The sequence below is a fragment of the Lacinutrix sp. Hel_I_90 genome (assembly GCF_000934685.1).
Taxonomy (GTDB): Bacteria; Bacteroidota; Bacteroidia; order Flavobacteriales; family Flavobacteriaceae; genus Lacinutrix.
This window is the reverse complement of sequence record NZ_JYNQ01000001.1, coordinates 1,137,816-1,163,481: the sequence shown is the minus strand read 5'-3', so window position 1 is coordinate 1,163,481 and position 25,666 is coordinate 1,137,816. Positions and strand designations below refer to the sequence as shown.

The 25,666-nt window shown below is 34.3% G+C and carries 25 protein-coding genes; 14 read left to right on the top strand and 11 right to left on the bottom strand.

Features of this window, described 5'->3' with window-relative positions; genetic code table 11:
• Window positions 1–46: 46 nt before the first annotated feature.
• Both GQ46_RS05205 and GQ46_RS05200 read right to left on the bottom strand, forming a co-directional pair.
• The gene (locus tag GQ46_RS05205; protein ID WP_044398974.1) at window positions 47–1,228 is read right to left on the bottom strand and encodes a DUF4105 domain-containing protein; all 1,182 of its coding nucleotides are present in this window, start codon (window positions 1,226–1,228) and stop codon (window positions 47–49) included.
• 15 nt (window positions 1,229–1,243) lie between these two features.
• Entirely contained in the window at window positions 1,244–2,230 is a 987-nt protein-coding gene (locus GQ46_RS05200; RefSeq protein ID WP_156133291.1) for a PorV/PorQ family protein, read from the bottom strand.
• 199 nt (window positions 2,231–2,429) lie between these two features.
• Between GQ46_RS05200 and GQ46_RS05195 the strand changes: the two genes are divergently transcribed.
• The 3 genes from GQ46_RS05195 (at window position 2,430) to GQ46_RS05185 (ending at window position 4,881) form a co-directional block, all read left to right on the top strand.
• Window positions 2,430–3,173, top strand: a complete 744-nt coding sequence (locus tag GQ46_RS05195; protein ID WP_082041709.1) for a phosphatidylcholine/phosphatidylserine synthase — start codon at window positions 2,430–2,432, stop codon at window positions 3,171–3,173.
• Window positions 3,174–3,217: 44 nt separating this feature from the next.
• On the top strand, window positions 3,218–4,102 hold the full coding sequence (locus tag GQ46_RS05190; protein ID WP_044398970.1) for a DUF808 domain-containing protein: 885 nt from the start codon (window positions 3,218–3,220) through the stop codon (window positions 4,100–4,102).
• Between the two features lie 182 nt (window positions 4,103–4,284).
• Window positions 4,285–4,881 carry a hypothetical protein gene (locus tag GQ46_RS05185; RefSeq protein WP_044398968.1) on the top strand — a complete coding sequence of 199 codons (597 nt, stop codon included), beginning with the start codon at window positions 4,285–4,287 and terminating at the stop codon, window positions 4,879–4,881.
• A gap of 243 nt (window positions 4,882–5,124) precedes the next feature.
• Here the strand turns inward: GQ46_RS05185 and lptB are convergent, their stop codons facing one another.
• The 4 genes from lptB to GQ46_RS05165 all read right to left on the bottom strand — a co-directional run bounded on the left by lptB (window position 5,125) and on the right by GQ46_RS05165 (window position 8,069).
• Window positions 5,125–5,865, bottom strand: coding sequence for an LPS export ABC transporter ATP-binding protein (lptB, locus tag GQ46_RS05180; RefSeq protein WP_044398966.1), 741 nt, complete (start codon window positions 5,863–5,865; stop codon window positions 5,125–5,127).
• Between the two features lie 74 nt (window positions 5,866–5,939).
• Entirely contained in the window at window positions 5,940–6,287 is a 348-nt protein-coding gene (locus GQ46_RS05175; protein WP_044398964.1) for a carboxymuconolactone decarboxylase family protein, read from the bottom strand.
• Entirely contained in the window at window positions 6,271–7,104 is an 834-nt protein-coding gene (tatC, locus tag GQ46_RS05170) for a twin-arginine translocase subunit TatC (RefSeq protein ID WP_044398962.1), read from the bottom strand. The genes GQ46_RS05175 and tatC overlap by 17 nt, the downstream gene beginning before the upstream one ends.
• Entirely contained in the window at window positions 7,104–8,069 is a 966-nt protein-coding gene (locus GQ46_RS05165) for an SIS domain-containing protein (protein ID WP_044398960.1), read from the bottom strand. Before GQ46_RS05165 ends, tatC begins: the two co-directional genes overlap by 1 nt.
• Window positions 8,070–8,276: 207 nt before the next feature.
• Between GQ46_RS05165 and GQ46_RS05160 the strand changes: the two genes are divergently transcribed.
• The gene (locus GQ46_RS05160; RefSeq protein WP_044398958.1) at window positions 8,277–10,466 is read left to right on the top strand and encodes an ATP-dependent DNA helicase RecQ; all 2,190 of its coding nucleotides are present in this window, start codon (window positions 8,277–8,279) and stop codon (window positions 10,464–10,466) included.
• A gap of 3 nt (window positions 10,467–10,469) precedes the next feature.
• On the opposite strand, the gene GQ46_RS05155 is transcribed toward GQ46_RS05160, so the two are convergent.
• Window positions 10,470–10,904 (bottom strand): hypothetical protein, encoded by a 435-nt coding sequence (locus tag GQ46_RS05155; RefSeq protein WP_044398956.1) that lies wholly within the window; start codon window positions 10,902–10,904, stop codon window positions 10,470–10,472.
• A gap of 141 nt (window positions 10,905–11,045) precedes the next feature.
• On the opposite strand from GQ46_RS05155, the gene GQ46_RS05150 reads away from it, so the two are divergent.
• The 5 genes from GQ46_RS05150 (at window position 11,046) to GQ46_RS05120 (ending at window position 15,960) form a co-directional block, all read left to right on the top strand.
• On the top strand, window positions 11,046–11,978 hold the full coding sequence (locus GQ46_RS05150) for a peptidylprolyl isomerase (RefSeq protein WP_044398954.1): 933 nt from the start codon (window positions 11,046–11,048) through the stop codon (window positions 11,976–11,978).
• Window positions 11,979–12,893: 915 nt separating this feature from the next.
• The gene (locus GQ46_RS05135) at window positions 12,894–13,586 is read left to right on the top strand and encodes a lipopolysaccharide assembly protein LapB (protein ID WP_044398948.1); all 693 of its coding nucleotides are present in this window, start codon (window positions 12,894–12,896) and stop codon (window positions 13,584–13,586) included.
• A 249-nt stretch (window positions 13,587–13,835) separates the two neighbouring features.
• The gene (locus GQ46_RS17075; RefSeq protein WP_156133105.1) at window positions 13,836–14,792 is read left to right on the top strand and encodes a hypothetical protein; all 957 of its coding nucleotides are present in this window, start codon (window positions 13,836–13,838) and stop codon (window positions 14,790–14,792) included.
• Window positions 14,793–14,946: 154 nt separating this feature from the next.
• The gene (locus GQ46_RS05125) at window positions 14,947–15,489 is read left to right on the top strand and encodes a YfiT family bacillithiol transferase (RefSeq protein ID WP_044398946.1); all 543 of its coding nucleotides are present in this window, start codon (window positions 14,947–14,949) and stop codon (window positions 15,487–15,489) included.
• 135 nt (window positions 15,490–15,624) lie between these two features.
• Window positions 15,625–15,960, top strand: coding sequence for a tRNA-binding protein (locus tag GQ46_RS05120; protein WP_044398945.1), 336 nt, complete (start codon window positions 15,625–15,627; stop codon window positions 15,958–15,960).
• Window positions 15,961–16,069: 109 nt separating this feature from the next.
• On the opposite strand, the gene GQ46_RS05115 is transcribed toward GQ46_RS05120, so the two are convergent.
• Window positions 16,070–16,474: a PUR family DNA/RNA-binding protein gene (locus tag GQ46_RS05115; RefSeq protein WP_044398944.1), complete on the bottom strand. Its 405-nt coding sequence runs from the start codon at window positions 16,472–16,474 to the stop codon at window positions 16,070–16,072.
• A gap of 89 nt (window positions 16,475–16,563) precedes the next feature.
• Window positions 16,564–18,324: an ABC transporter ATP-binding protein gene (locus tag GQ46_RS05110; RefSeq protein ID WP_044398942.1), complete on the bottom strand. Its 1,761-nt coding sequence runs from the start codon at window positions 18,322–18,324 to the stop codon at window positions 16,564–16,566.
• Between the two features lie 144 nt (window positions 18,325–18,468).
• Here GQ46_RS05110 and GQ46_RS05105 point away from each other — a divergent pair, with 144 nt between their 5' ends.
• From GQ46_RS05105 to GQ46_RS05085, 5 genes are all read left to right on the top strand, one after another.
• On the top strand, window positions 18,469–19,575 hold the full coding sequence (locus tag GQ46_RS05105) for a Glu/Leu/Phe/Val dehydrogenase (RefSeq protein ID WP_044398940.1): 1,107 nt from the start codon (window positions 18,469–18,471) through the stop codon (window positions 19,573–19,575).
• Between the two features lie 83 nt (window positions 19,576–19,658).
• Entirely contained in the window at window positions 19,659–20,603 is a 945-nt protein-coding gene (nusB, locus tag GQ46_RS05100; RefSeq protein ID WP_044398938.1) for a transcription antitermination factor NusB, read from the top strand.
• Between the two features lie 53 nt (window positions 20,604–20,656).
• Entirely contained in the window at window positions 20,657–21,148 is a 492-nt protein-coding gene (locus GQ46_RS05095; RefSeq protein ID WP_044398936.1) for a DUF1573 domain-containing protein, read from the top strand.
• Window positions 21,148–21,435, top strand: a complete 288-nt coding sequence (gene yajC / locus GQ46_RS05090) for a preprotein translocase subunit YajC (RefSeq protein ID WP_044398934.1) — start codon at window positions 21,148–21,150, stop codon at window positions 21,433–21,435. The genes GQ46_RS05095 and yajC overlap by 1 nt, the downstream gene beginning before the upstream one ends.
• A 503-nt stretch (window positions 21,436–21,938) precedes the next feature.
• On the top strand, window positions 21,939–22,946 hold the full coding sequence (locus GQ46_RS05085; protein ID WP_044398933.1) for a LacI family DNA-binding transcriptional regulator: 1,008 nt from the start codon (window positions 21,939–21,941) through the stop codon (window positions 22,944–22,946).
• Between the two features lie 8 nt (window positions 22,947–22,954).
• Here GQ46_RS05085 and GQ46_RS05080 read toward each other — a convergent pair whose 3' ends face one another.
• Window positions 22,955–23,551 carry a YdeI family protein gene (locus tag GQ46_RS05080; protein WP_044398930.1) on the bottom strand — a complete coding sequence of 199 codons (597 nt, stop codon included), beginning with the start codon at window positions 23,549–23,551 and terminating at the stop codon, window positions 22,955–22,957.
• 258 nt (window positions 23,552–23,809) lie between these two features.
• Entirely contained in the window at window positions 23,810–25,654 is a 1,845-nt protein-coding gene (locus GQ46_RS05075) for a PLP-dependent transferase (protein WP_044398928.1), read from the bottom strand.
• Window positions 25,655–25,666 lie beyond the last annotated feature (12 nt).

The window sequence follows — 25,666 nt, the reverse complement described above, 5'->3', positions numbered from 1 at the left end:
CAGTTTTGGCTCTTCCATGTTCTGTCTCCAATATTACTTTGCGACTTTACTGTAGACTAAAAGACGTCTTGTAAAACCAAAGTAAATACAGATACCTAAATAATAAGGCAATCAAAAAAGGAATCAATGCAAACGAAAAGCCTTGCACACCAATAATCCAGTGTAAAGTCATTAGGCACAATAAGATAATTAATAGCTTTAAGAACCCAATATACCAAAGTTTGGGAGCCGTTTTAGTGGCTTGGTAACTAATAATTAAATTTAAAGGAAATGCCCAAAGTACATTATAGTTATTAGCAGTCGCTGTATGATCTGTTGCAAACCACAGTAAAAACAATAAAGTACCTATGCTTCCAGTAAGGGCAAAAATAGAAACATCCAGCCACTTTGAACGCGTTTGTTTTTTATAATCTAAATAGGTCACCCAAAGGATACATAATCCTATTAAACCGATAATAAATAAAGGGCTTAAAAAGAAATTGCTTTTTGTGATTTCAGGCTTAGATTCATAAATAGTATTCGTTTCCTTAACTAAGGGTTCTCCTGAATCTTTAAAGCTTGCTTTATCAAAAAACTGAAAGATATAGTCTGGTAAAAACATATAGTTTCTTGGTTCTGCCTTTTGATCGATAACAGAGCCTAAAGCCACATTAATACCAAAATGGCCCCAGGAATTCCAATAAATATTAGTATTAATAAGCTGTCTAAAGCTTTCTGCTTTATAGGTTTTAGGTGTTTTGTAAGCTATATTTGAATTTAAAACGGCTTCGGCGACATCGCGCATTTTCGTAGCACAATTATCATAGAAAAAATCATACGCGTAAATTTTATTTTCTTCTTTAGCGTTATTAATTAGAAAGCTAAATAAAGCGCGTTTTTGAGCTTTAGTTAAGTTTAAAACTTGCTCTTTAATGCTTCGGTTTTGAGAAATATAAATGGCCTTAAAACGCTCATAGGAAGTGTAACCTAAGTAATAATCTAACTTGCCTTTGGCGAAATTCAAATAAAAATTTGGGGCATTAAAATCAAACATCCCGTAATTGTAGACGATATCGAGCGTGCCCGTACGTACTCTAAAGGCACTGTGACCAAAGGAATCATTTAATAGTTGTCCTGGACCCATAGTAAGCACACTTATTTCAGCATCCTCAGATAAATTTGGATTTTGAGCAGTGGCAGAAATAGAAAATAATAATAAGAACGCGAGTAGGAGTAAAAATGGTTTCATAAGCATAAAAAGCGTTTATCTAAACGCACTAAAATCAAGTTTCACTGAAAATACATTAGAGTAGAGTGCTATACTTTGGTCTCCAATGTCTGTAAAAGCATAGTCTATTTGAATGCCGTTGTATTTAAAACCAACACCAAAACTAGGCTGAAAACTTAAATTTTCAGAATTATCAATTTGTAGTTCATGTTGAAAATTGCCTAAGCCAGCCCTAAGGTATATCATGTCGATATAACCAAACTCAAAGCCCAAAGCAGGATTGATACTGGCAGAAGAAGTTGATATTAAATCGTTATTTTGTTCAAAACGGACATTTAAATCTATTTCTGCTCGTAAAGCATAGTCATAATTAAAGTTATAGCTTTTAGAAACACCTAATTGTAGTTTAGGAATCGTAATTTCTGAAGCTTCTGGTAATTCCTGATTTTGACCTTCAATAGCCCCTTGAATTCTTGCAAAAGCGTCTTCATTATAACTCCAGGAATTGAAAGTCGTGGTAATGTCACGAGCCATCAAGCCAAATTTCCAATTATTGCCTGTTTCAAACTGTATTGCAGCATCTAAGCCAAATCCCCAGGAATTAGCAAAATCGCCAATAATACGTCGGATTACTTTAGCATTTACCCCATAATTTAAACCTTGAAGGGGTAATTTTCTAGCATATGAAAACGTTAAACCATAATCTGCTGTCGAAAATAAACGAATACGGTCATAATTAACATTACCTTGATCATCAATAAGTTGTGTGGTGTCTAAAATATCATCAACAGCAAAACGAATTAAAGATAAGCCAATAGCACTTCTGTCATCTAAAGGCATGGCAAAGGCGGCATAATCGTAATTTGCAATATTAGCAAAGTAACTGGAATGCATTAAAGCGAGTTGTTTGTCTTCAACATTCACGAGTCCAGCAGGATTCCAATAACCAGCATTAACATCATTTGAGCTAGCAGTTACGGCATTACTCATCCCTAACGCGGCAGCATCAACACCTATATTCATAAACTCGTTAGAATATTTCGTTTGTGCAGAAAGCGTGAGTGACACAGCGACTAAAGCGAGTGTGAAAAGGAGTCTCAAATGCAATTTTTTTACAAAGATGATATAATTTTTCTATATATTAAACTTCAATTCATATACAATATTGTTTAATATTAGTATTAGACGAAAATACTTTGCTATTTTTACAAAAAATTAATGCATGCAGATAAAAAAATACATTCCAAATAGTATCACGCTTCTTAATTTGTTGTGTGGCAGTATCGCTGTTATTTTTGCGGTAAACAACCATTTTGTAACGGCTTCTTTATTTGTTTTTTTAGGCATATTCTTTGATTTTTTTGATGGCCTTTTGGCACGTAAATTCAATGTTCAAAGTGAATTGGGATTGCAATTAGATTCTTTGGCAGATATGGTAACTAGTGGCTTGGTTCCTGGAATAATTCTATATAAATTATTGGCTTTAGCTAGTGATTCACCAGTACTTACGGGTGCTGTAGAATGGAGTGAAACAATGCATTGGTCTGGCTTTAAAATGACTTGGTTGCCTATTATTGGTTTGTTTGTGACGTTGGCTTCTGCTTATAGATTGGCAAAATTTAATTTGGACGAAGACCAGCAAACGTATTTTAAAGGCTTACCAACACCTGCAAACACCTTGCTTATTATGTCATTGCCATTAATTTTGGAATTTCAGAATAACGATACTATCAATCAGATTATTTTGAACCAATGGTTTTTAATCGCTTTAACTTTTTTAAGTTGTTATTTACTAAATTCTAATATCAAATTGTTTGCGCTAAAGTTCAAAGACTATAGCTTTAAAAATAATGCGATGCGTTATGTTTTTATCATCCTGAGTGTAGTGCTTTTGATTGTCCTTCATTTTGCAGCAATTCCATTAATTATTCTCACCTACATTATTTTATCCTTAATCTCTAAATAAAAAAAGAAATGGTTCCCGTTTCTATAACTAAAACAAAGATATAAATGGCTTCAGGTTTTTTTGCATTGCTAGATGATATAGCAGCCTTAATGGATGACGTTATTGTCATGAGTAAGATTAGTACTAAAAAAACAGCTGGTATTTTAGGAGATGATCTGGCAGTAAATGCCGAAAAAGCAATAGGTTTTGTTTCCTCAAGAGAATTACCCGTGTTGTGGGCAATTACAAAAGGTTCGGCGCTTAATAAAGTAATTATTTTGCCAATCGCTTTTTTATTGAGTGCTTTTGCACCTTGGGCAATTACTGTAGTTTTGATTTTAGGCGGCATCTATTTGGCTTTTGAAGGTGTAGAAAAAATCGTTGAATTTTTTGTACCCCACAAGCGCCAAAAAACTATTGTTGTTATAGATACGCTTTCTGAAGAAGAACAAACCATTGCTGAAAAAAAGAAAATTAAATCGGCTGTTTTTACAGACTTTATTTTATCCGTAGAAATTGTAATTATTGCCTTAGGTACCGTTTTAGGTCAGCCTATTTTGTTTCAAATAATAGTAGTTTCAATTGTTGCAGTTATTGCTACCATTGGTGTTTATGGCATAGTGGCGTTAATCGTTAGAATGGATGATTTAGGGTTTAAGCTGGTAAGCCTAAATGCAAATAAAAAAAGTGTTTCTAATTTTATTGGAAATTTTTTAATACGAGCTTTGCCGATAGTTATTAAAAGTTTGTCTATAATAGGTACGATTGCTCTGGTTTTAGTTGCCGGAGGAATATTTGTTCATAATATTGAATTTTTTCATCATTTTCTAGACGTGCTTCCGGGTATTATTAAGGATTTTATCGTCGGACTCTTGGTTGGTTTTGCTGCATTTTTAGTAGTGAAGATTTTTAAAAGACTTTTTTTCAAAAAAGATAAGGCCATTCACTAATATCTTTCAATAAGGGTTCTGTAATTAGAAGCATCTTAGAATGTCATGCTTTCTTGCTTATTTGCGAATCTTAAATTAATGGCCTTTTCAAAATATTAGCAAAAGAAATGAATGGCAGAAAGAGTTGGCACTCCTGAGGATAAAAATAATAATTATAGTATTCAAATACAACAAAACACCATATGAAAGACCTCAAATTCCCAATACACTTTAGTTTTAAAATTGGCACTTTAGCGAATGATTTCACAGCAAAAGATGTTGATGGTAGAACCGTAGCTTATGTCAAGCAAAAGCTCTTTAAACTTAAAGAAGCAATAACCATTTATTCAGATGAAAATAAAACGCGTGTAGATTATACTATTGCTGCGAATCAATGGTTAGATTTTTCTGCAGCTTATGCCTTTAAAGATGGCAAAGGGACAAGTATTGGCAAAGTTGCCAGAAAAGGGTGGTCTTCTATTTGGAAAGCGAATTACGAAATTATAGATCAAAACGATAACTTACAATATCGGGTTAGTGAAAATAATCCTTGGGTCAAAGTACTGGACTCTGTAGTTGGCGAAATACCTGTTTTAGGTTTTTTTACAGGCTATATGTTTCATCCCACTTATAATGTCACGAATCTAAGAGATGAGGTGATTGTAAAACTCAAAAAGCAACCTTCTTTTTTTGGTAAGGAGTTCAAACTCGAATTAGTAAAACCTATTGATAATAATGATGACGAGCGCATTATGTTAGGTTTAATGATGCTCATTTTATTAGAGAGACGACGAGGTTAGAAAATAATGAATAGGTATAAAAGGGGGCTTATTTTCTGGTAATTAAGAGTTGATTCTTGTAAAAAGAAAAAGCGGTCTTTAAATGCAATGCATTTGTATCGCATTACTAACGTTATAAAAAAGGATTACTCTGCTTGAATCTGAAAGAGAATTGTGCTAATCATTAACGCAAAAGCACTTGGGATTAGTAAGTAACAAATAGCTGTCTAATGCCGAAAACAGTAATAAATTGGTCTTAGGCTACTAAAAATCAATTTTCTTTTTACGCAGTTCAAAGTTCTGCCCTAAATACACCTTACGCACCATTTCATCCTCAGCTAATGCTTCAGGAACTCCAGCTTTTAAAATGCCTCCTTCAAACATTAAATAGGTTCGGTCTGTAATGGCTAAGGTTTCCTGCACGTTGTGGTCTGTGATTAAAATACCAATCCCCTTTTTTGCCAATCGGGCAATAATACGCTGGATGTCTTCAACGGCCACAGGATCTACGCCTGCAAAAGGCTCATCCAATAGAATAAAATTAGGATCGGTAGCCAGAGCACGTGCAATTTCAGTACGGCGTCGCTCTCCTCCAGATAATAAATCGCCACGGTTTTTACGAATGTGCCCTAAACTGAATTCATCAATAAGCGATTCCATTTTATCTAACTGCTCTTTTTTACTGAGCTTCGTTAATTGAAGAACACTCAAAATATTATCTTCAATACTCAGTTTTCTAAATACCGAAGCTTCCTGTGCCAAATAACCAATACCATTTTGAGCCCGCTTATACATGGGGTATTTGGTAATATTAGTACCTTCTAAATGAATAGAACCCCCATTCGGTTTTATTAAGCCTACAATCATGTAAAACGAGGTGGTTTTACCCGCGCCATTTGGCCCAAGTAACCCAACAATTTCTCCGGTGTTTACTTCTAGAGAAACGTCTTTTACAACTTTTCGTCCGCTGTAGGACTTCATTAAATGTTCGGCTTTGAGTTTCATTGGCTTATTATAGAGCGACTAAAATAGTAAAATTGTAAGTACTTCTCGATTTAGGTCATTAATTTATATAAAGTTTAACTTTGAGCCTCTAAAGCATCCCAGTATTCATAAGCGCGTCTTAAGTGCGGGATCACAATGGTACCACCAATTAGAGTCGCTATGCCAAGCGTTTCAACAACTTGTTCCTTTGGAACTCCAGCTTTATAAGACGCTTCTAAATGGTATTTTACACAGTCATCACATCTTAAAACGGTAGAGGCTACTAAACCAAGTAATTCCTTTGTTTTTACATCCAGAGCACCTTCCGCGAAAGCGTTAGTATCTAAATTAAATATACGTTTGATGATTTTATTATTATCAGCTAATATTTTATCGTTCATTTTTGAACGGTAGTCATTAAATTCTTTAACGAGTTCTGACATCTTTTTTTATTTTACGTTCTTGATTTCTAATTACAATTTTTGAAATATAAATACTTATTTCATATAAGATGAGCACCGGAATAGCTACAATAATCTGACTTGCAACATCTGGAGGGGTAATAATGGCTGAAAGAATAAGCACAATAACTAAAGCGTATTTCCTGTACTTTCTAAGGAATAGCGGTGTAACCAGACCTATTTTGGTTAGAAAGTATATCACAATTGGTAGTTCAAAAATAAAACCTGAAGCTAAGGCTGTAGAGCGAACCAAGCCAATGTATGAACCAATATCAATTTGATTGTCGACAACTTCTGAGATGTTGTAGTTTGCTAAAAAGTTAATGGATAACGGACAAACAACATAATAACCAAAAAGAACGCCAATAAAGAATAGGAGTGACGAGGCGATAATGAATCCACGAGAATGTTTCCGTTCATCGTCATGTAAACCAGGACTAATAAATTTCCAGAATTGATAGATTACATAAGGAAAAGCGATAACAAAACCTGCTGTTATAGACGTCCAGATATCTGCAGAAAATTGCCCTGCCATCGTTCTACTTTGAATAATCATAGGTAACTCTTCTCCACAAAAGGTGCTTTCAATATTAAAAAACTGGGCGGTTTTGCACAACAAGCGGTACGTAGGAAAACTCATCTCTAGTGGGGCAAAAATAATGAGCCTAAATAGTGCTCTACTAAATATAAAAGCAACTGTGCCCACGATAACAATAGCGAGGGTTGAACGGATTAAATGCCATCTTAAATCTTCAAGATGATCTAAAAAAGACATCTCATTTATATTTTTTTTCGTCATTAAATAATACCTTCTTTAATTAAATCGTGTAAGTGTACAACGCCGGCGTAGTCCCCTTCTTTTTCAACCAATAGTTGAGAGATGCCAAATTTTTCCATAACTTCCATGGCATCAACAGCCATGGCCTCTTCAGCGATACTTTTAGGGTTGCTACTCATAATATCTTTCGCTTTTAATCCAGAAAAGTTATCCACTTTAGATAACATACGTCGTAAATCACCATCGGTAATAATACCTACAATTTTATTGTTTTCTACTACAGCTGTTACCCCTAGCATGCTTTCAGTAATTTCCATAATCACCTGTTTTACATCAGTTTCTAAGTGTACTTTTGGCTTTTTATTTACGGAAGACATATCCTGTACTCGTAAATATAATTTTTTACCCAAAGCGCCACCAGGATGGTATTTAGCAAAATCTTTACTCGAAAAACCACGTAAATCTAACAAACAAACCGCTAAAGCATCACCAATAACTAATTGCGCAGTAGTACTTGTTGTAGGCGCCAAATTATTTGGGCAGGCCTCTTTAGCAACATAGGTATTTAATATATAATCTGCTTGGGTTCCTAAAAAGGAGTCTTTGCTACCAGTAATGGCAATCATTTTATTTTTTGCGCTTTTAATTAAAGGGACAAGTACTTTAATTTCAGGCGTATTCCCGCTTTTAGAAATACAGATCACAATGTCATCTTGTAAAATTAAACCTAAATCACCATGAATGGCATCTGCGGCATGCATAAATACCGCTGGAGTTCCCGTAGAATTTAAAGTGGCAACGATTTTAGTTGCAATAATGGCGCTCTTACCAATACCCGTAATGATGACTCTCCCTTTAGAATGGTAGATGAGCTCCACGGCATCAGCAAAATCGGCATCAAGCAATGTCGCCAAATTCCCAATGGAAGCACTCTCTAGCGCTATGGTTTCTCTTGCAATATTTAAAATAGAATCTTTAGTATTCAAAATATATCATTTTTTAATTAGGATGCAATTAAAAGAATTTGTTATCTTTAAATATTGCACAACAATCCTTCTGTGTTATTATTGTTTGCATTGTTGCAAATTTAACTAAAAAATAAAACGGAAATAAGGATTACACATTTAAATATTGTTGATGATTTTAAACGTGCATTTAAAAGAAGATGTAAATAACTAATCCTTTATTGTAAAGTGAAAAGTAATATAAGTGCTGCCCTAAAAAAACATTTTGGATTTAGCGAATTCAAAGGCCTACAAGAACCTGTAATTGAAAGTATTTTAGCGAAACAAAACACCTTTGTTATTATGCCTACAGGTGGTGGGAAATCCATGTGCTACCAACTCCCTGCTTTAATGCAGGAAGGAACTGCTATTGTCGTTTCTCCCTTAATTGCATTGATGAAAAATCAAGTAGATGCCATTCGTGGGGTCTCTAATGAAAACGGCATTGCCCACGTGCTTAATTCTTCATTAAATAAAACAGAGATAAAACAGGTTAAAGAAGATATCACTAATGGTATTACTAAACTGTTGTATGTCGCACCAGAATCATTAACCAAAGAAGAAAATGTTGAGTTTTTAAGAACGGTAACTATTTCTTTTATGGCTGTAGATGAAGCGCATTGTATTAGCGAATGGGGGCACGATTTTAGACCAGAATATAGAAACTTAAGAACCATTATTAAGCGTATAGGTGACGATATCCCTATTATTGGTCTAACAGCAACTGCCACTCCAAAAGTACAGGAAGATATTCTTAAGAATCTTGGAATTACTGATGCAACAACATTTAAAGCCTCTTTTAATAGACCGAATTTGTACTATGAAATTCGTCCGAAAACGAAAGATGTCGATTCAGACATTATTCGTTTTATCAAACAAAATGAAGGTAAAACAGGTATTGTTTATTGTTTAAGCCGCAAGCGGGTACAAGAGCTCTCACAGGTTTTGCAGGTAAATGGTATAAAAGCAGTACCCTATCATGCAGGATTAGACTCGAAGACCAGAGCAAAACATCAGGACATGTTTTTGATGGAAGATATTGATGTTGTGGTTGCAACTATCGCTTTTGGAATGGGAATAGATAAACCAGATGTTCGTTTTGTCATTCACCATGATATTCCAAAAAGTATTGAGAGTTATTATCAGGAAACAGGACGTGCCGGCCGAGATGGCGGTGAAGGACATTGTTTGGCTTACTACGCCTATAAAGATATAGAAAAACTAGAAAAATTCATGTCTGGAAAGCCTGTGGCAGAGCAGGAAATCGGACAAGCTTTATTGCAAGAAGTGGTTGCTTTTTGTGAAACCTCAATGTCTCGTCGGAAATTTATTTTACATTACTTTGGTGAAGAGTTTGATAATGAAACGGGCGATGGCGGTGATATGGATGATAATATGCGTCATCCTAAAAAACAACACGAAGCTAAAGACGATGCGCATTTACTAATAGATATTGTTAATCTAACGCATGAAAAATATAAGTCTAAAGATTTAGTAAGTGTTATTACCGGGAATGTAAATGCAATGATTGGCTCGCACAAAACAGATGAGCAGCCTTTTTTTGGAAAAGGAAAAGCAAAAGATAAACGCTATTGGATGGCATTATTGCGCCAAATATTAGTTGCAGGTTATTTAAAGAAGGATATTGAAACCTATGGCGTCGTTAAGTTAACGGCAGAAGGAGAAGCTTACCTTAAAAAACCAACATCATTTATGATGACCGAAGATCATGCGTTCGACGGTGAACAAGATAATAGCATCGTTACGGCCTCCAAAGGAGGTGCTGTTGTGGATGAAACCTTAATGAAACTATTGAAAGACTTGCGCAAGGCTAATGCAAAGAAATTAGGGATACCACCATTTGTTATTTTTCAAGACCCATCATTAGAAGATATGGCCTTAAAATATCCGGTTTCTATTGAAGAACTTTCTAACGTTCATGGTGTGGGAGAAGGTAAAGCTAAAAAGTACGGAAAAGATTTTACGGCTTTAATTTCTAAGTATGTTGAGGAAAATGATATCATCAGGCCAGATGACTATATCGTTAAATCTACAGGAACTAATTCTGGTTTAAAATTATATATTATTCAGAATGTAGATAGAAAGCTACCACTGTCTGATATCGCTTCTTCTAAAGGCATGGAAATGCCACAGCTTATAAAAGAGATGGAAGCTATTGTTTTTTCTGGCACGAAACTTAATATCAACTATTCTGTAGATGAACTTTTAGATGAAGATCAGCAAGAAGAGCTGCATGACTACTTTATGGAAAGTCAAACAGATAAAATAGATGTGGCAATTGATGAGTTTGACGGTGATTACGATGACGAAGAGTTGCGTTTGTACCGTATCAAGTTTATTAGCGAAGTAGCTAATTAGTAATTAAGAATTATAAACAGAAAACACAATTTTCTTTTTCTTAGTCGTTAATGTGAGTTGTTTAAGTGTGGATTTTTTTATTTTTTCAACAGTTGCTTTTTCAATTTCAAAATCGATTTTCGTAACATGTCCTTTAAAAGTAGTAGCATCCTCGGATGCAAACTCTGGCATATCACAATTTAAATCAAAAGTATAATTATCACCTTCTATAAGCAGTTTAGCACCCTCTTTAGTTTTAATCTTAAATTCACCTACAATAAAGGTTTGTAGAAAGTAATAGCCGCCAAGTTCATTATAACCGGCATAGATGATATTGCGCTCTGAAACGCCAAGAGGTTCATCTTCACTTTCATTAATAATAGTTTCAATATAATCAGCATCAAGAGTCTCATCCGCTTTATCATGAGATGCACCAAAAAGTTTATCAAATAGTCCCATCGTTTATTTCAAGATTTTATCAAATCTAAGGAAATTATGTTGAATACATTTAGGTAAAACCACACTAAAAAACTTCTGGCTCCAAACTTCAAACTTTTTAATAGAGTTCACTATCTTTGCATTTCATTAAAAAATAAGACAATGCAAGACGGTTTATACGCAAAATTCAATACCAATAAAGGTACCATTTTGGTTAATTTAGAATTCGAAAAAACACCAGGAACAGTAGGTAATTTTGTTGCTTTAGCTGAAGGTAACATGGAGAATTCAGTAAAACCACAAGGAACGCCATATTATGATGGATTAAAATTCCACAGAGTTATTCCAGATTTTATGATTCAGGGTGGTTGTCCTCAAGGTACGGGAACGGGAGATCCTGGTTACAAATTTGATGACGAATTTCATCCAGATTTAAAGCATAGTGGACCAGGCGTTTTATCTATGGCGAATTCTGGACCGGGAACTAATGGAAGTCAGTTTTTTATCACGCATATTGCTACAGATTGGTTAGATGGTAATCACACTGTTTTTGGTAAGGTGGTAGAAGGACAAGAGGTGGTAGATGCTATAGCACAAGGGGATGTAATTGAAACTTTAGAAATAGTAAGAGTAGGAGCAGCAGCAGAAAAATTTAATGGTATTGAAGCCTTTAGAACTTTTGAAGGCGCTCGCGAAAAGAGAATAGAAGAAGAAAAAGCAGTAAAAGCAGCAGAGCTTGAAAAATATGCCGCAGGATTTGAGCAAACAGCAAGTGGTTTACGTTACCAAATTATTCAAAAAGGAGATGGTGTAAAAGCTGAAAAAGGAAAAACAGTATCTGTACACTACAAAGGGGCATTGACTGACGGAACCGTTTTCGATTCTTCATACAAGCGTAATGCACCCATTGATTTTGCTTTGGGTATGGGACAAGTTATTGCAGGATGGGATGAAGGAGTCGCGTTATTAAAAGTAGGTGACAAAGCAAGATTTGTAATTCCAAGTGAGTTAGGTTATGGTTCTAGAGGAGCAGGAGGTGTAATTCCAGCGGATGCTACATTAATATTTGATGTTGAGCTTGTGAATGTAAAGTAAGCAGAGAACCATTTTTTTTATTAAAAAAATGCGTGAATCGCTTATGCCCACGTAGGTGGGTATCTCAATAAAGGAGATAATAAGAACCATTTTTTTTATTAAAAAAATGTGTGAATCGCTTATGCCCACGTAGGTGGGTATCTCAATAAAGGAGATAATAAGAACCATTTTTTTTATTAAAAAAATGCGTGAATCGCTTATGCCCACGTAGGTGGGTATCTCAATAAAGGAGATAATAAGCACCATTTTTTTTATTAAAAAAATGTGTGAATCGCTTATGCCCACGTAGGTGGGTATCTCAATAAAGGAGATAATAAGCACCATTTTTTTTATTAAAAAAATGTGTGAATCGCTTATACCCACGCAGGTGGGTATCTCATTAAAAAGAGAATGTAGGAACCATTTTTTTTATTAAAAAAATGTGTCAATCGCTTATGCCCACGTAGGTGGGTATCTCAATAAAGGAGATAATAAGAACCATTTTTTTTATTAAAAAAATGCGTGAATCGCTTATGCCCACGTAGGTGGGTATCTCAATAAAGGAGATAATAAGAACCATTTTTTTTATTAAAAAAATGCGTGAATCGCTTATGCCCACGTAGGTGGGTATCTCAATAAAGGAGATAATAAGCACCATTTTTTTTATTAAAAAAATGTGTGAATCGCTTATACCCACGCACGTGGGTATCTCATTAAAGGAGATAATAAGCACCATTTTTTTTATTAAAAAAATGTGTGAATCGCTTATACCCACCTGGGGGTCATAAATAAAAAGGAACACTATTTTAAAAAGTTGCGGATTACTCTTGATCAAAATCTTAAGAATCTGTAACAAAAATAAGTTTGAAACGTCTCATTTATATGAGGCGTTTTTTTATGGCCTCTTAGTATGTTTAATCATCAACCAAAATCATTATGAAAACCAAATTTTTAATTCTTTTTACATTAACAGGTATCTGTTTTAGTTGCTCTAAAAATGTAGAATACACTCCAGAGTTTATTAAAGAGAATACGGGGCGCTATTTATTTACACCAGATGAAGTTATAGCCGTTTATTTTAAAGACCAGAAACTGTTTTTAAAATGGAGAGGTAAAGACAACATAGAACCAATACACTTAGGAAAGCATGTGTTCTTTGTAAAAGAACTTAATAAGAAAATGCAGTTTGTTACCCATCCTGAAACCAAGGCGCATTATCTTTCTGTTATTTCAGAGGATGAGGAGGCCATCACTTACGATTACATCAAGTTAGCAGACTCCATGGATGTACCGAGTGTGTATTTGAATAATAAGCAATATGATAAAGCACTGGCGGGTTATTTGAAAATTAAAAAAGAAGACTCAACCAGTACCTTTTTAAATGAGCATGCTTTTAACAGATTTGGTTATCAGCAACTGCGTGAGGAAAACTATAAGGATGCTATAGCTATTTTTAAAATAAATGCAACCTTGCATCCAACTAGTGATAATGTGTATGACAGTTTAGCAGATGCCTATGCAAGAAGCGGCGACAGTTTGCAAGCTTATGAAAATTATAAAAAGGCTCTAAAATATAATACTGGAAATAGTAGAGCAAAACGTTTTGTTGAAGTTTATGAGAAAAAATAATGGCTGTTATTTTTAGTTATTAGCTAAACGCGTGAGCGCGTAAAGTGTTATGCTTTAAAAACTTTCGTTTCCTTCCTTATTCAGACTTGTCAGTAACTTTGTTGTTTTTATACACACTGGAAGTTACGAATTAGTGCAACTGCTTAACTTGATAAGTATTTATGTTTCTCAAATAATTAAGTTAGACAAAAAGTGGATAAAGGCATTTTAATAAATGCGCAAACTACTTTAAAATTGAAAAAAAACATAATGAAATCTCTACATATTAAGCCATCGTGGCTTTTCTTTTTAATCCCTATTGGTGTTTTAATTTTTGTAATCGTTCCTGAGATACAAGGAAAATATACAGTGTATAACACTAAAAAGATAGGACTTCAACAGGATGTTGTCACCTTAGATTCTTTACAACAGTTAACAGAACCAACAAGGAAAGATTTACAGACAATCAAAAAATTGGAAATTACAGTGCCTATCCATACAGCGGCATATCAGCGCGAGGTTTTTGTTTATTATAAAACAGGAGGGATGTTGTTTGTTTTAGCATTTATGGGAGTCGGTATGGTTGTCTCTGGCTATATCTCTACCAAAAAGAAAACAGCACCTAAGAATGAAAAGGTAGATTTCACGTTTGAAGATCCTGATAGTGATGCTATCGGGCAACGAATAGCATGGGTAGGTGTTGAGCGCTCAGGTAGCAATTTTGCGAGTGAAGTATTAAAAAAAACACACAACGGGTACAAGATAATTTCGAGCTCTTTAACAAAAGTAGTTGCTTGGAGCTTTTTTCTAATAGGACTCAATTATGTGGTACTTTCTTTTGTTGAATATTACCAAATTTACGACGTCTCTCTTACACTTATGAAAGCCGGTAAGCTATTTTTTACCTCAGGCGGCCCCTTTTTACTAATAGGATTCATGCTGCTTCTTATTTTCACTCCAAAAGCATACGTGAATACTAGTAAAAGAAAAGTTAGTATTGATGGAAAAACGCTTCCTTTTCAACACATACACGCATTGCAATTACTGGAAAAGTTTACAGAAAGCCATTCATCAGGAAGTTATTTTAGTTACGAATTAAATGTTATTACTCTAAATGGAGAACGACATAATTTACTAAATCATGGGGATAAAGATTATATTTTAAGTGATATGATAAAACTTAGCCGGTTGTTTAAGGTTCCTGTTTGGAATAAAGGTGTGGTATAAATGGTCTTTTAGGTATAGGCTTTAATAATTGAGTTGGCGTGATGACAAATAAACTTTAAATATAGATAATACCTGTTGTTTTTTAACTCTGAAGTAGCGTCAGATTCTTAAATTTGAATACTTGAGGTTTAGCCAAATTCATTACATTTATAGCATGACAGATCAAGAATTAGAGCAACTTAAATACCCAATTGGTAAAACTGTTTGTCCAAAACACATCACTGAAAATCAGGTTAAAGAGTGGATTGAAGTTCTGGAGTACTTTCCGAAACGATTAGAACAGCTGGTTAAAGATCTCACCGAAGAACAATTAGACACTCCTTATCGACCAGGTGGATGGACCGTGAGACAAGTAATACATCATGTTAGCGATAGTCACCTTCACAGTTATTGTCGCTTTAAATGGGCGATGACAGAGACCAATCCTACTATTAAAGCCTATGATGAACTGGCTTGGTCAGAATTGCACGATTACAGCGCCCCAATAGAAACCTCGTTATTACATCTAAAGGTGGTACATTCAAAATTAGTCTATTTTATAAAAGGTTTAAGTGAACAGGATTTAGAACGCACGTTTATTCATCCAGATGGGAATAAAACGATTGCTTTAAAAGAAAATTTAGGAATGTATGCCTGGCACAGCCTGCATCATTATGCACATATTGAGCGTTTGATGGCGCGTGAAGGGTGGTATTAAAATGTATCTGCACATTATTACTTATTGTGTGTTGCAGCAAAACAAGTTATATTTTGATATTTTTTCATTACTATAGAATCAATTACAATTTTTTTAATTTTTTAACTATAACCTGGACTTTCATATATTTAACTCATGAGCAATACCATTCAATTTGAAGACTTTACAAAGGCAGATATTCGTGTAGGTACAATTATAGAGGTCAGCGATTTTCCCAAAGCAAGAAAGCCTGCGTACCAATTAACGATTGACTTTGGTTTATTGGGCGTAAAAAAGACCTCTGCTCAAATCACCACCCGTTATAAGAAAGAAGCCTTATTAAATCGGCAAATTTTAGCGGTGGTTAACTTCCCAAAAAAGCAAATAGCTAATTTTATGAGTGATTGTTTAGTTGTTGGTGCTGTAGACGGTAAAGATGTGATTTTGCTAAAACCTGAGCATAAAGTACCTAATGGGAGTGTGGTGAGTTAGTTTTGCGGTCTTCAGTCTTTAGCCTTCAAAAAAATAAAATAAAAAAGCCAATTCCTAAATAAGAATTGGCTTTTTTTAATTGTAAATCTAAAACTAGAGCTGTAATTTTTTAGATGTCATCGAAGTCGATATCTGTAAAACGACTTTCAGCGGTTGTACTTTCATCTGTTGAAGGCGTTTCCGTTTCTAAAGTAGTTTCAGAACTATCGTATTCCTTTTTAAAGTCTTTTTGATGGCGATCACTAATCACTTCATTTCCCTTTTCATTAATCACATAATCAGTCATCTCTTTTAAAATACTATTGAATTCAGAAAAATCCTCTTTGTACAAATAGATTTTGTGTTTTTTATAATGAAATGAACCATCATCGTTTGTGAATTTTTTACTTTCCGTAATCGTTAAGTAGTAATCTTCTGCTTTTGTAGCGCGAACATCAAAAAAATAAGTACGTCTTCCAGCTCTTAAAACTTTAGAGTAAATTTCCTCTTTCTCCATCATCTCGTTATTATGCATAATGCTTTATGTTGTTATTAGTCTTTCAAAAATATAAAAAAATTGATACCATCCAACATTTTAGTGTTTTCTTTTATAACAGGTATTAATTACTCAAGTGAAGGGTCTTTGCTTAATTGCTTAGTGTAAAGGGTGTTATAGTATCCTTGGGTTTCAATAAGTTGGTTGTGTGTGCCTTGTTGTACAATCTTACCATTATCTAGTACAATAATCTGATCTGCGTTTTTAGCTGAAGAAATTCTGTGACTCACAATAATGGTTGTTTTTCCTGAAGACACTTTGCTGAGGTTTTTAAGTATTTTTTCTTCGGTTTCTGTGTCTACAGCAGACAAACAATCATCAAATAATAAAATTTTAGGCGCTTTTATAATCGCTCTGGCGATAGAAACACGCTGTTTTTGTCCGCCAGAAAGCGTAATACCACGCTCACCTAAAATAGTGTTGTAGCCATTTGTGAATTCGCTGATGTTTTTATGTACTTGCGCATTTTTTGCTGCTTGAATGACTTCTTCATCTGTAGCCTGCTCTTTCCCAAACTTAATATTATTATTTATGGTGTCACTAAACAAAAAGGCTTCTTGTGGCACATAACCAATAGCATCACGTAAGCTGGTTAAGTTGAGTTTGTTTATGGGTTGCCCATCAATAAGTAGTGCGCCTTTATCAATATCATATAATCGACCAATGAGGTCTAGAATGGTCGTTTTTCCCGAGCCTGTTTTTCCTATAATAGCCAAGGTTTCACCTGAGTTTACTTTAAAACTAACACCTTGTAATGCTTTAATATTGGTGTCGTCGTAAGTAAAATGAACATCCTTAAACTCAATATTTCCGTTGATTTTTGAAGGTGCTTCTATCGTGTTTTGAATTTCTGGTTCCACATTTAGAAATTCATTAATTCGTTTTTGTGAGGCTTCAGCTTGTTGTACAATCGATGTGACCCAACCTACAGTGGCTACTGGCCAAGTTAACATATTTACATAAATAATAAACTCTAGTATGTTTCCTAAGGAAATTTCACCATTTATATATTGGTTACCTCCAACATAGATAACAATCACATTACTGATGCCTATTAATAAGATCATCATTGGGAAAAAGAAAGCGTGAATTCTTTCTAAATGCACGTGTTTCGCTTTGCTTTGTTCTGCTAAATGATTAAAGTTTTTTTGAGTTTGAGGCTCTATTCCGTAAGCTTTAATCACAGAAATACCACTAAAAGCTTCCTGTGTAAATTCTGATAATTTTGATAAATTTAGTTGTACAGCTGTACTGCGTTTATGAATTTCCTTGCTTATTTTGTAAATAATAAGCGATAGAATAGGTAGTGGAATAATCGTGTAAAACGTTAAAAGTGGAGCTTGCCTAAACATAAAGATTAAAGCAACCACAAATAGGGTTATGGTATTAAAACTGTACATAATAGCAGGTCCAGCATACATACGTACTTTACCAACGTCTTCACTAATGCGGTTCATTAAATCTCCGGTCCTGTTTTTCTTATAAAAGTTTAAAGACAGTTTTTGGTACTGTTGGTAAATTTCATTTTTGAGATCATACTCGACATACCGCGAGACATTAATAATGGTTTGTCGCATAAAAAAAGTAAGAATCCCAGCGGCGACGGCTGTACCAATAACATAAAGAATTATTTCCAGTAACTCAGCTTTAAATACGGAGAGACTCCTTTCTGGATTTTCAATTTGGGTATTTACAATATCGATAGTTTTACCAATTAAGTTTGGAACTAATACACTAAACAGATTGGAAACTATGGTAATAATAATACCAATAATAACTTGCGTTTTATACTTTAAGAAATACTTGTTGAGATGCTGTAATTCTTTCATTTACCAAATAGGTTGTTTTTAATTTTTTAGCAATTTCGTATTTTAACGGTTATATTTTTGAAATAATACTAATATTAGATTATTTTTGCACCTTGTTTTTACAAAATATGTATTTTCAATTTAACAAATTAAACTAAAAAGGTAATGGTTCAACAAGTTATAAGCGCAAACGAATTACACAAAATTGACCCCGTTTTTGGTCAATTATCTTTCGATGATCATGAGCAAATTGTTTTTTGCAACGACAAAGATACAGGTTTAAAAGCAATAATTGGTATTCATAATACGGTATTGGGTCCTGCTTTAGGGGGCACAAGAATGTGGAATTATGCCAATGAGTGGGAAGCCTTAAATGATGCCTTACGATTATCTCGAGGCATGACTTATAAATCTGCAATTACGGGTTTAAATCTTGGTGGCGGTAAAGCCGTTATTATTGGAGATGCCAAAACCCAAAAATCGCCAGAACTGATGTTACGTTTTGGGGAGTTTGTACATTCTTTAAGTGGAAAATATATCACAGCAGAAGATGTAGGTATGGAAACCAGCGATATGGATTTAGTACGTACAGTTACACCTTATGTTACGGGAATTTCTGAAAGTATTGGAGGAGCAGGAAATCCGTCGCCAATTACAGCTTACGGTGTTTTTATGGGAATGAAAGCAGCAGCGAAATTTAAATTTGGAACAGATGTTCTAGAAGGTAAATCGGTTATCGTTCAAGGTATTGGTCATGTTGGAGAAAGCTTAGTAGAGCATTTAACAAATGAAGGTGCTAATGTTATTATTAGTGATATAAATGAAGCGCGTCTTGAAGAAGTAAGTAAGAAATACAATGCAACTATTTATAGAGGAAAAGACTTATATAGCGAAGCAGTAGATATTTATGCCCCATGTGCTTTGGGAGCAACGATTAATAATAACACGATTATTAATATTCAAGCTAAAGTGATTGCTGGTGCAGCAAATAACCAATTGGCAAATGAAAAGGTTCACGGACAAATGCTTCAGGATAAGGGTATTGTTTATGCACCAGATTTTTTAATTAACGCCGGCGGAATTATTAATGTGTACGCGGAGTTGGAAAATTATGGTAAAGCTGAAATCATGCGTAAAACTGAAAACATCTACAATACAACGTTAGAAATTTTAAGCAACGCAGAAGCAAATAGCATCACAACGCACCAGGCAGCTTTAAATCTTGCACAAAGTAGAATTGATGCCAGAAAAAAAGAAAATTTGAATAGCTAGTTATACGTAAATTATACTATTTTTGCAGGCGAAAATGATAAACTATCATTTTCGCCTTTTTTAACACCAAGTTCTTTGTAAAGATGCTAAGTAGAAGACATATTAGAATAAAAGTAATGCAAGTCCTTTATGCCTTTAAAGGTACAGAGAGTGATGATTTTTCGAAAGATCAGCGGTTTTTACTTAACAGTATAGATAATATGTATAATTTATACTTGTTACTCTTGTCCTTGTTGATTGAAGTTCAAAAACGCGCGGAGAATCACCTGGAGAAATCCAGTCAAAAGCACTTACCAACCGACGAAGAAAAAAACCCAAATCGTAAGTTTGTTAATAATCAAGTTCTGGCTTTGCTTAAAAATAACGAGCAGCTTCACGCAAAGTTTGACGACGCTCATATTAATAACTGGGAATTAGATAGCGAATATGTTGAAATTATTTTTAAAGCTATTTTAGCGAGTGATTTGTATGCAGACTATCTTAAAACTAAAACTTCAGATTTTAAAGAAGATAGAGATTTTATAGTAGATGTCTTTAAAGAGATAATAGCTCCCAATGACAAACTTTACGATTATATCGAAGATAAGCATTTAACATGGTTAGACGATTTGCCAACGGTAAACACTTCTATCGCTAAGTTATTACGTAAAGTTAAAAAAGATTCTAACGCGTTTCATTTTATACCAAAATTATACAAAGACTTAGAGGATAAGCAATTTGCAATCGATTTGTTTAGGAAAACCTTATTAAATCAAAATGCCTTAACGCAGGAGATTTCAAAAAAGACCACCAATTGGGATTCAGATCGTATTGCTACTATTGATTATTTACTGCTAAAAATGGGCGTTTGTGAGATTCAGAAATTCCCGTCTATACCAACAAAAGTAACCATCAATGAGTACTTAGAAATCTCTAAGGAGTATTCAACACCAAAGAGTAGTGTGTTCATTAACGGTATTTTAGATAAGATCATTAAAGAATATCAAGACAATGGAAATTTAAATAAAATGGGTAGAGGATTGATGTAAACAAAAAATATTCTTATTTTTACCCACCAAATAATAGCAAAATTAAAATAATTATGAAAAAAGTAGTATTAGCATTAAGCGCATTATGCTTGATTGCATTTACATCTTGTAAAGAAGATGCAGCACAAAAAATTGATGATAACAAGGTAGCAGCAGCAGCAGATAGAGATGCGGCTTCTTCTGTATATCCCGTTTTAACATTTGAAAAAACAGAGCATGACTTTGGTGAAATTATCGCTAAAACGCCAGTAGAGACTGTATTTAAATACAAAAATACGGGTGAAGCACCTTTAGTGATTACAGATATTAAAAGTACTTGTGGATGTACTGTGCCAGAAGATTGGTCAAGAGCGCCTTTAGCTCCTGGAGAAGAAGGACAGTTTACGGTAAAGTTTAATGGTTCTGGTACTAATAAAGTATCTAAAGCGATTACAGTAACAGCAAATACAGAAAAAGGTAGAGAAGTAGTTAAGATCACAGCTTTTGTAAAGCCAGATCCAAACGCACCAGTTGTAGCAACACCATTATCTCCAGTAATCAAGTAATGGGAGATATGTCAAGTTGGTTGCCAATAGTGGCCATGTTCGCCGTTGTGTATTTCTTTATGATTGCACCACAAATGAAACGTGCTAAAAACGAAAAAAAATTCGCTGCCGAGTTAAAACGTGGCGATAAAGTAATTACTAAAAGTGGTCTGCATGGTAAAATTGTAGAACTTAATGATAAAGACAGAAGTTGTGTTATAGAAACAATGTCTGGGAAATTAAAGTTTGACCGTTCTGCAATTTCTATGGAAATGAGCAAGTCATTAAACGAACCACCAAAAAAGTAATTTAAAAATAACTTTTTATATAAACCTCAAGTCTTACTTGAGGTTTTTTTATGTGTCATATGTAAGGTTTTTTTTAGTGGTTAATAACAAGTTATTCTAGTTAAAAAGAACCAAACTTAAAAGTACTGTTTTTTTTTTTTTCACTGTTTCTAGTGCTATATTTAAAAAGTCGAGGCTTTTTAAAGCTGTGAAGGAATTAAAATAGAATTATCATTTTTGGACGGAGTGGTCATTTAAAACCAGCCCGCTTCGAGAGGTCTTTTGTGGCGCTTTTAATTGATAACAGTCCGGCAGGAGGGGTGTAAATCACCAGCTGACCTTTAAATTATTAACTTCGTAACCTAAGTATTTACAAGTTTCAGGCTATCGTACACCTTTTAAATTCTACAAACTGCTATTAGCTACTGAATTTTACTTTAGTCGTTTTTTGTACTCCTAGTATTATTTCTATTATATTTTAATGAAAGTTTTATACCTTGTTATAAAATATAGACTGCGTTTTTATGATCACATTAAAAGAATTAGCCGAAACATTAGGTGTATCAATTTCAACAGTTTCAAAAGCATTAAATGGGAGTAGTGAGATTGGTGAGAAAACAATTGCGAGGGTAAAAGAAGCCGCAAAAGAATTCAATTATAAGCCTAACCGTGTGGCTTTAAGTTTAAAGAATAGTAAAACGAAAACCATTGGTGTTATCATACCAAATATTCTCAACCATTTCTTTGCGAAAGTACTCTATGGTATTGAGCGGGAATCTGCTAAGCAAGGCTATAGTATTATCACCTGTTTGAGTAATGAAAATTATGAAAAGGAATTGCAAAGTTTGGAGTTATTAGCAAATGGAAGTGTAGATGGTTTTATTATGTCTATTTCTGAAGAAACCCAAAAGAATAACAGAACCAACCATTTTCAGGATATTTTAGATCAGGATATTCCTATTTTAATGTTTGACCGTGTGGCTGAAAGCATCACTTGTGATAAGGTGATAATAGATGATTTTCAGGCGGCTTATAATGCGACAAACCATTTAATAAAGGAAGGAAGACAAAAGATTGTTTTAATTAATAATATTGAAGATCTAAGCGTGGGTAAGTTACGGGCTAAAGGCTGTAAACAAGCAATCGCAGATGCGGGGCATTATAAAAATGATATAATAGAAATTAAAATAGATCAAATTAAAAACTTGGAAACCGATATCGATAGTTTGTTTAAAACGCACAAAGCTATTGATGGAATCATTGCAATAGACAATCTATCGGGTGTTATTGCTCTGAACACTGCGCAAAAGTATGGTTATACCATTCCAAAAGACCTCTCAATTATTGGGTTTTCAGATGATAATGTGCTACCGTTCACTAATCCAAAATTATCTACAGTTACCCAGAGTTCAGATAGTATAGGCGAAGCTTCAGTACAGCTATTAGTCAAACGCATAGAAACTAAAGAAGCTCTTGACGTAATGACAAAAACAATCGATTTTAGCTTAAATCTGCGCGGAACCACTTTGTAGTAGGGGGACTATTTGTATTGATCATTCAAACCAATACCAGCCACAATCATCGGTGCAATTTTTTCTAAACGGGAGTGTTTGGTGGCTTTTCGTTTCGCCTCTTTTATGTATTCGCAATATTCACGTTGCCTCCCTGGTGTTAGTTTCTCAAAAGGCAAGCGTAAGGTAGAAGTACTAGCCATTAGATTTTTAAGTTCTTTTGGAATAACAAGCGCTTTCTTAGTGTTTCGAACAGGCTTAATTTCCTTCCCTTGTTTTTCATTTTCAATGGCTTCTTTTAGGTAAGATAGTACGACATCTTTATTAACGTCCTCGATAGATTCAAAGCGCATTTGTCGTAATGCTTTAGTTTTTCCCTCCTGAGCATTAACCAGAAGTTGGTGTTTATCTTTTAAAAAGACACCGTTAAAAAACCAAATGCTAAAGTGGTTTTTAAATGCACCAAGGCCAATAACATTTTTACCATTTAAAGTATATACTGGAGCAGACCACTTGATGGCTTCGTGAAGCGTTGTCGTATTTATTATAGCTCTTAGTAAAGTTAATGCCGCTTCAAAATGAAAATTGGTTTCTATATATTCTTCGACCGAATGGACTTTTTTCATGGTAGTTATTAAAGGAGTTAAGATAATAAACTATTTTGTCATAGTTGAATTTAAAGCATAAGTTGTTAACTAGTTCTTTGTAACTGGCAAGTTAGATTATCGTTTTTCAGACTTCTTTAATTTCTGATGAAATTTTTGAGATTTGTGTTTATTATAATCGTCTAGGATAAGGGTTTTATTGAATTGCAGTATTTCGAAGCAATTCTAAAAAAAAACGCGATGATATGATGGCGTGGGAGGCATTCAGCATCCTTTTGATTACATTTTTTCAACAAATTTAAAAAAGACTTCTTTATGGTGCTTAAGATCCATATTCGGAGAAAGTGATGCGCGAACAATATAATCCTTGTCACCTTCTTTAGTCGTCCCTTGAGTAGAGGTCGCAGGTATGGTCCAATAACAACCATTTAACTGCCCATAGCTCACACAGTATTTGCTTTCATTGGGGATTTCTGTAATCATTAAATTGATTAATTTCAGATTTAAAACTCTTTTATAAGCTTCTTTCTCTTCAGTAGTACTGCCTTTAGTGGGAAGATCTAATGAAAATACAGAGGGTGTAAACCCTTGCTCTGCTAAGTCTTCTGAAACAAAATTGATTTTCGCAGCTGGTAAAGTATTTTCAATAAAGCTTACAAATTCACGTGTATTTTGATAGGCATCACTAATTCTTTGATTCATTGAAGGTAACTGTTTTGCTAATATTTCAATTTGATGCGCTGTAGCCTCGTTATCGCATAGTCTTAAATGGTTTTCTATTTTCTCCATCATAGCGTTTCCTTTTTCATTTGCCACACAGTAACCGGCAGTACATTGCCCGCCACTTGGAAATTTCGAGCCACTCACGTATGAAATGGTTCTTACCGTTGAGAGTATTCCATCGTCACCGCAGAATTGTACATTAGGACAAAAGGTTTGATCCAAAATAAAAACGGGAGTGATAGCCATTTCACCAATTGCCGTTTTACGTGTTTTACTTAAAACAGCCTTTAATTTGAGAAGATCAGGAACTTCAACTCTAGGATTTGTTGGAATTTCAGCGATGATGTAAGGTATGGCATCTTCTTGAGCAACTTGTTCTAAAACAATATTAATACTTTGCACCATATCATTATCACCATCAACAGGTAAATCCAAAATTTCAACATGTTCAACACAGGCCGCAACACGTCTTGCCTGATCGTTTGTTCCACCATAACAATTTGGAGGAACAATAATTTTGATGGCCTTGCCTTTATGCTTTTCTAGAGCGTCGTCAATGAGTCCCATCATTATTGCATATTGAACAGATAGGCCGCAGGAACCAATAAGCGCTTTTGACTTTGTAGCAGTAATCTCGTGAATAGAATCTACGACGCGAGCTTTGTTTGTCTCAATATTAGTTTTCTTATTTTCAAAAGTAGACCGTGTGATTAGTAACCTTAAGGCTGAAAGAGAATTGGCTGGAGTCATAGCTATGGTTTCTCTCCGTCTTACATGTTGAATCTCTGAGATGTAAGGTTCATTGTGTTCCCCATGGATAACTAAAACACTTCCAAGATGTCCATGTAGATTAATAAAGAAGTCAATATTTGGGTTGTTTTCAATGCTGCCTATTTCATCTTGTTGCGACATGTAAATGGTACTCCCCTTAAAATCAGGAATGTTTGTTGCTTTGTCAATCTTCTTCACATCAAATTTATAGCCATAAACACGTTTTACGACATCAACATCAAAAAAATCAGGCAATTCACCGGTATAAACAATTTGGGTGTTTTTATTATCTAATAAATTCTTTCTTAGAATTGCTAAAATAGGAATCGTTTTTGATGAAAAACTAATAACATTTTCTGGTTTTAGATGATGCAGTTTAGCAATACCCCATTCTAGTATACAAGATAATGGATGACCTAATCGAATATAGTCATAAGCTGTGGGTAATTCATTGAGTGCTGAGGATTCAGAATTATCGGCTTTAAATAAGGCTTCAAACTGCTCTAAGAATTCAGTTTTAGCCAATGCTTCATTATAAATATCTAGGCGATGGGTTGTTAGATTTAACCAGCCAGTTGGTCTGTTTTCTAATACATCTTCAATATAATTTAGTATTTTATTGCCTTCCATAATTTTTAGCTT

Coding starts and splice junctions, on each gene's coding strand:
- GQ46_RS05205 (WP_044398974.1), bottom strand. CDS start 1,228: ATGAAACCATTTTTACTCCTACTCGCGTTCTTATTATTATTTTCTATT.
- GQ46_RS05200 (WP_156133291.1), bottom strand. CDS start 2,230: ATGAATATAGGTGTTGATGCTGCCGCGTTAGGGATGAGTAATGCCGTA.
- GQ46_RS05195 (WP_082041709.1), top strand. CDS start 2,430: ATGCAGATAAAAAAATACATTCCAAATAGTATCACGCTTCTTAATTTG.
- GQ46_RS05190 (WP_044398970.1), top strand. CDS start 3,218: ATGGCTTCAGGTTTTTTTGCATTGCTAGATGATATAGCAGCCTTAATG.
- GQ46_RS05185 (WP_044398968.1), top strand. CDS start 4,285: ATGAAAGACCTCAAATTCCCAATACACTTTAGTTTTAAAATTGGCACT.
- lptB (WP_044398966.1), bottom strand. CDS start 5,865: ATGAAACTCAAAGCCGAACATTTAATGAAGTCCTACAGCGGACGAAAA.
- GQ46_RS05175 (WP_044398964.1), bottom strand. CDS start 6,287: ATGTCAGAACTCGTTAAAGAATTTAATGACTACCGTTCAAAAATGAAC.
- tatC (WP_044398962.1), bottom strand. CDS start 7,104: ATGACGAAAAAAAATATAAATGAGATGTCTTTTTTAGATCATCTTGAA.
- GQ46_RS05155 (WP_044398956.1), bottom strand. CDS start 10,904: ATGGGACTATTTGATAAACTTTTTGGTGCATCTCATGATAAAGCGGAT.
- GQ46_RS05150 (WP_044398954.1), top strand. CDS start 11,046: ATGCAAGACGGTTTATACGCAAAATTCAATACCAATAAAGGTACCATT.
- GQ46_RS05135 (WP_044398948.1), top strand. CDS start 12,894: ATGAAAACCAAATTTTTAATTCTTTTTACATTAACAGGTATCTGTTTT.
- GQ46_RS17075 (WP_156133105.1), top strand. CDS start 13,836: ATGAAATCTCTACATATTAAGCCATCGTGGCTTTTCTTTTTAATCCCT.
- GQ46_RS05125 (WP_044398946.1), top strand. CDS start 14,947: ATGACAGATCAAGAATTAGAGCAACTTAAATACCCAATTGGTAAAACT.
- GQ46_RS05120 (WP_044398945.1), top strand. CDS start 15,625: ATGAGCAATACCATTCAATTTGAAGACTTTACAAAGGCAGATATTCGT.
- GQ46_RS05115 (WP_044398944.1), bottom strand. CDS start 16,474: ATGCATAATAACGAGATGATGGAGAAAGAGGAAATTTACTCTAAAGTT.
- GQ46_RS05110 (WP_044398942.1), bottom strand. CDS start 18,324: ATGAAAGAATTACAGCATCTCAACAAGTATTTCTTAAAGTATAAAACG.
- GQ46_RS05105 (WP_044398940.1), top strand. CDS start 18,469: ATGGTTCAACAAGTTATAAGCGCAAACGAATTACACAAAATTGACCCC.
- nusB (WP_044398938.1), top strand. CDS start 19,659: ATGCTAAGTAGAAGACATATTAGAATAAAAGTAATGCAAGTCCTTTAT.
- GQ46_RS05095 (WP_044398936.1), top strand. CDS start 20,657: ATGAAAAAAGTAGTATTAGCATTAAGCGCATTATGCTTGATTGCATTT.
- yajC (WP_044398934.1), top strand. CDS start 21,148: ATGGGAGATATGTCAAGTTGGTTGCCAATAGTGGCCATGTTCGCCGTT.
- GQ46_RS05085 (WP_044398933.1), top strand. CDS start 21,939: ATGATCACATTAAAAGAATTAGCCGAAACATTAGGTGTATCAATTTCA.
- GQ46_RS05080 (WP_044398930.1), bottom strand. CDS start 23,551: ATGAAAAAAGTCCATTCGGTCGAAGAATATATAGAAACCAATTTTCAT.
- GQ46_RS05075 (WP_044398928.1), bottom strand. CDS start 25,654: ATGGAAGGCAATAAAATACTAAATTATATTGAAGATGTATTAGAAAAC.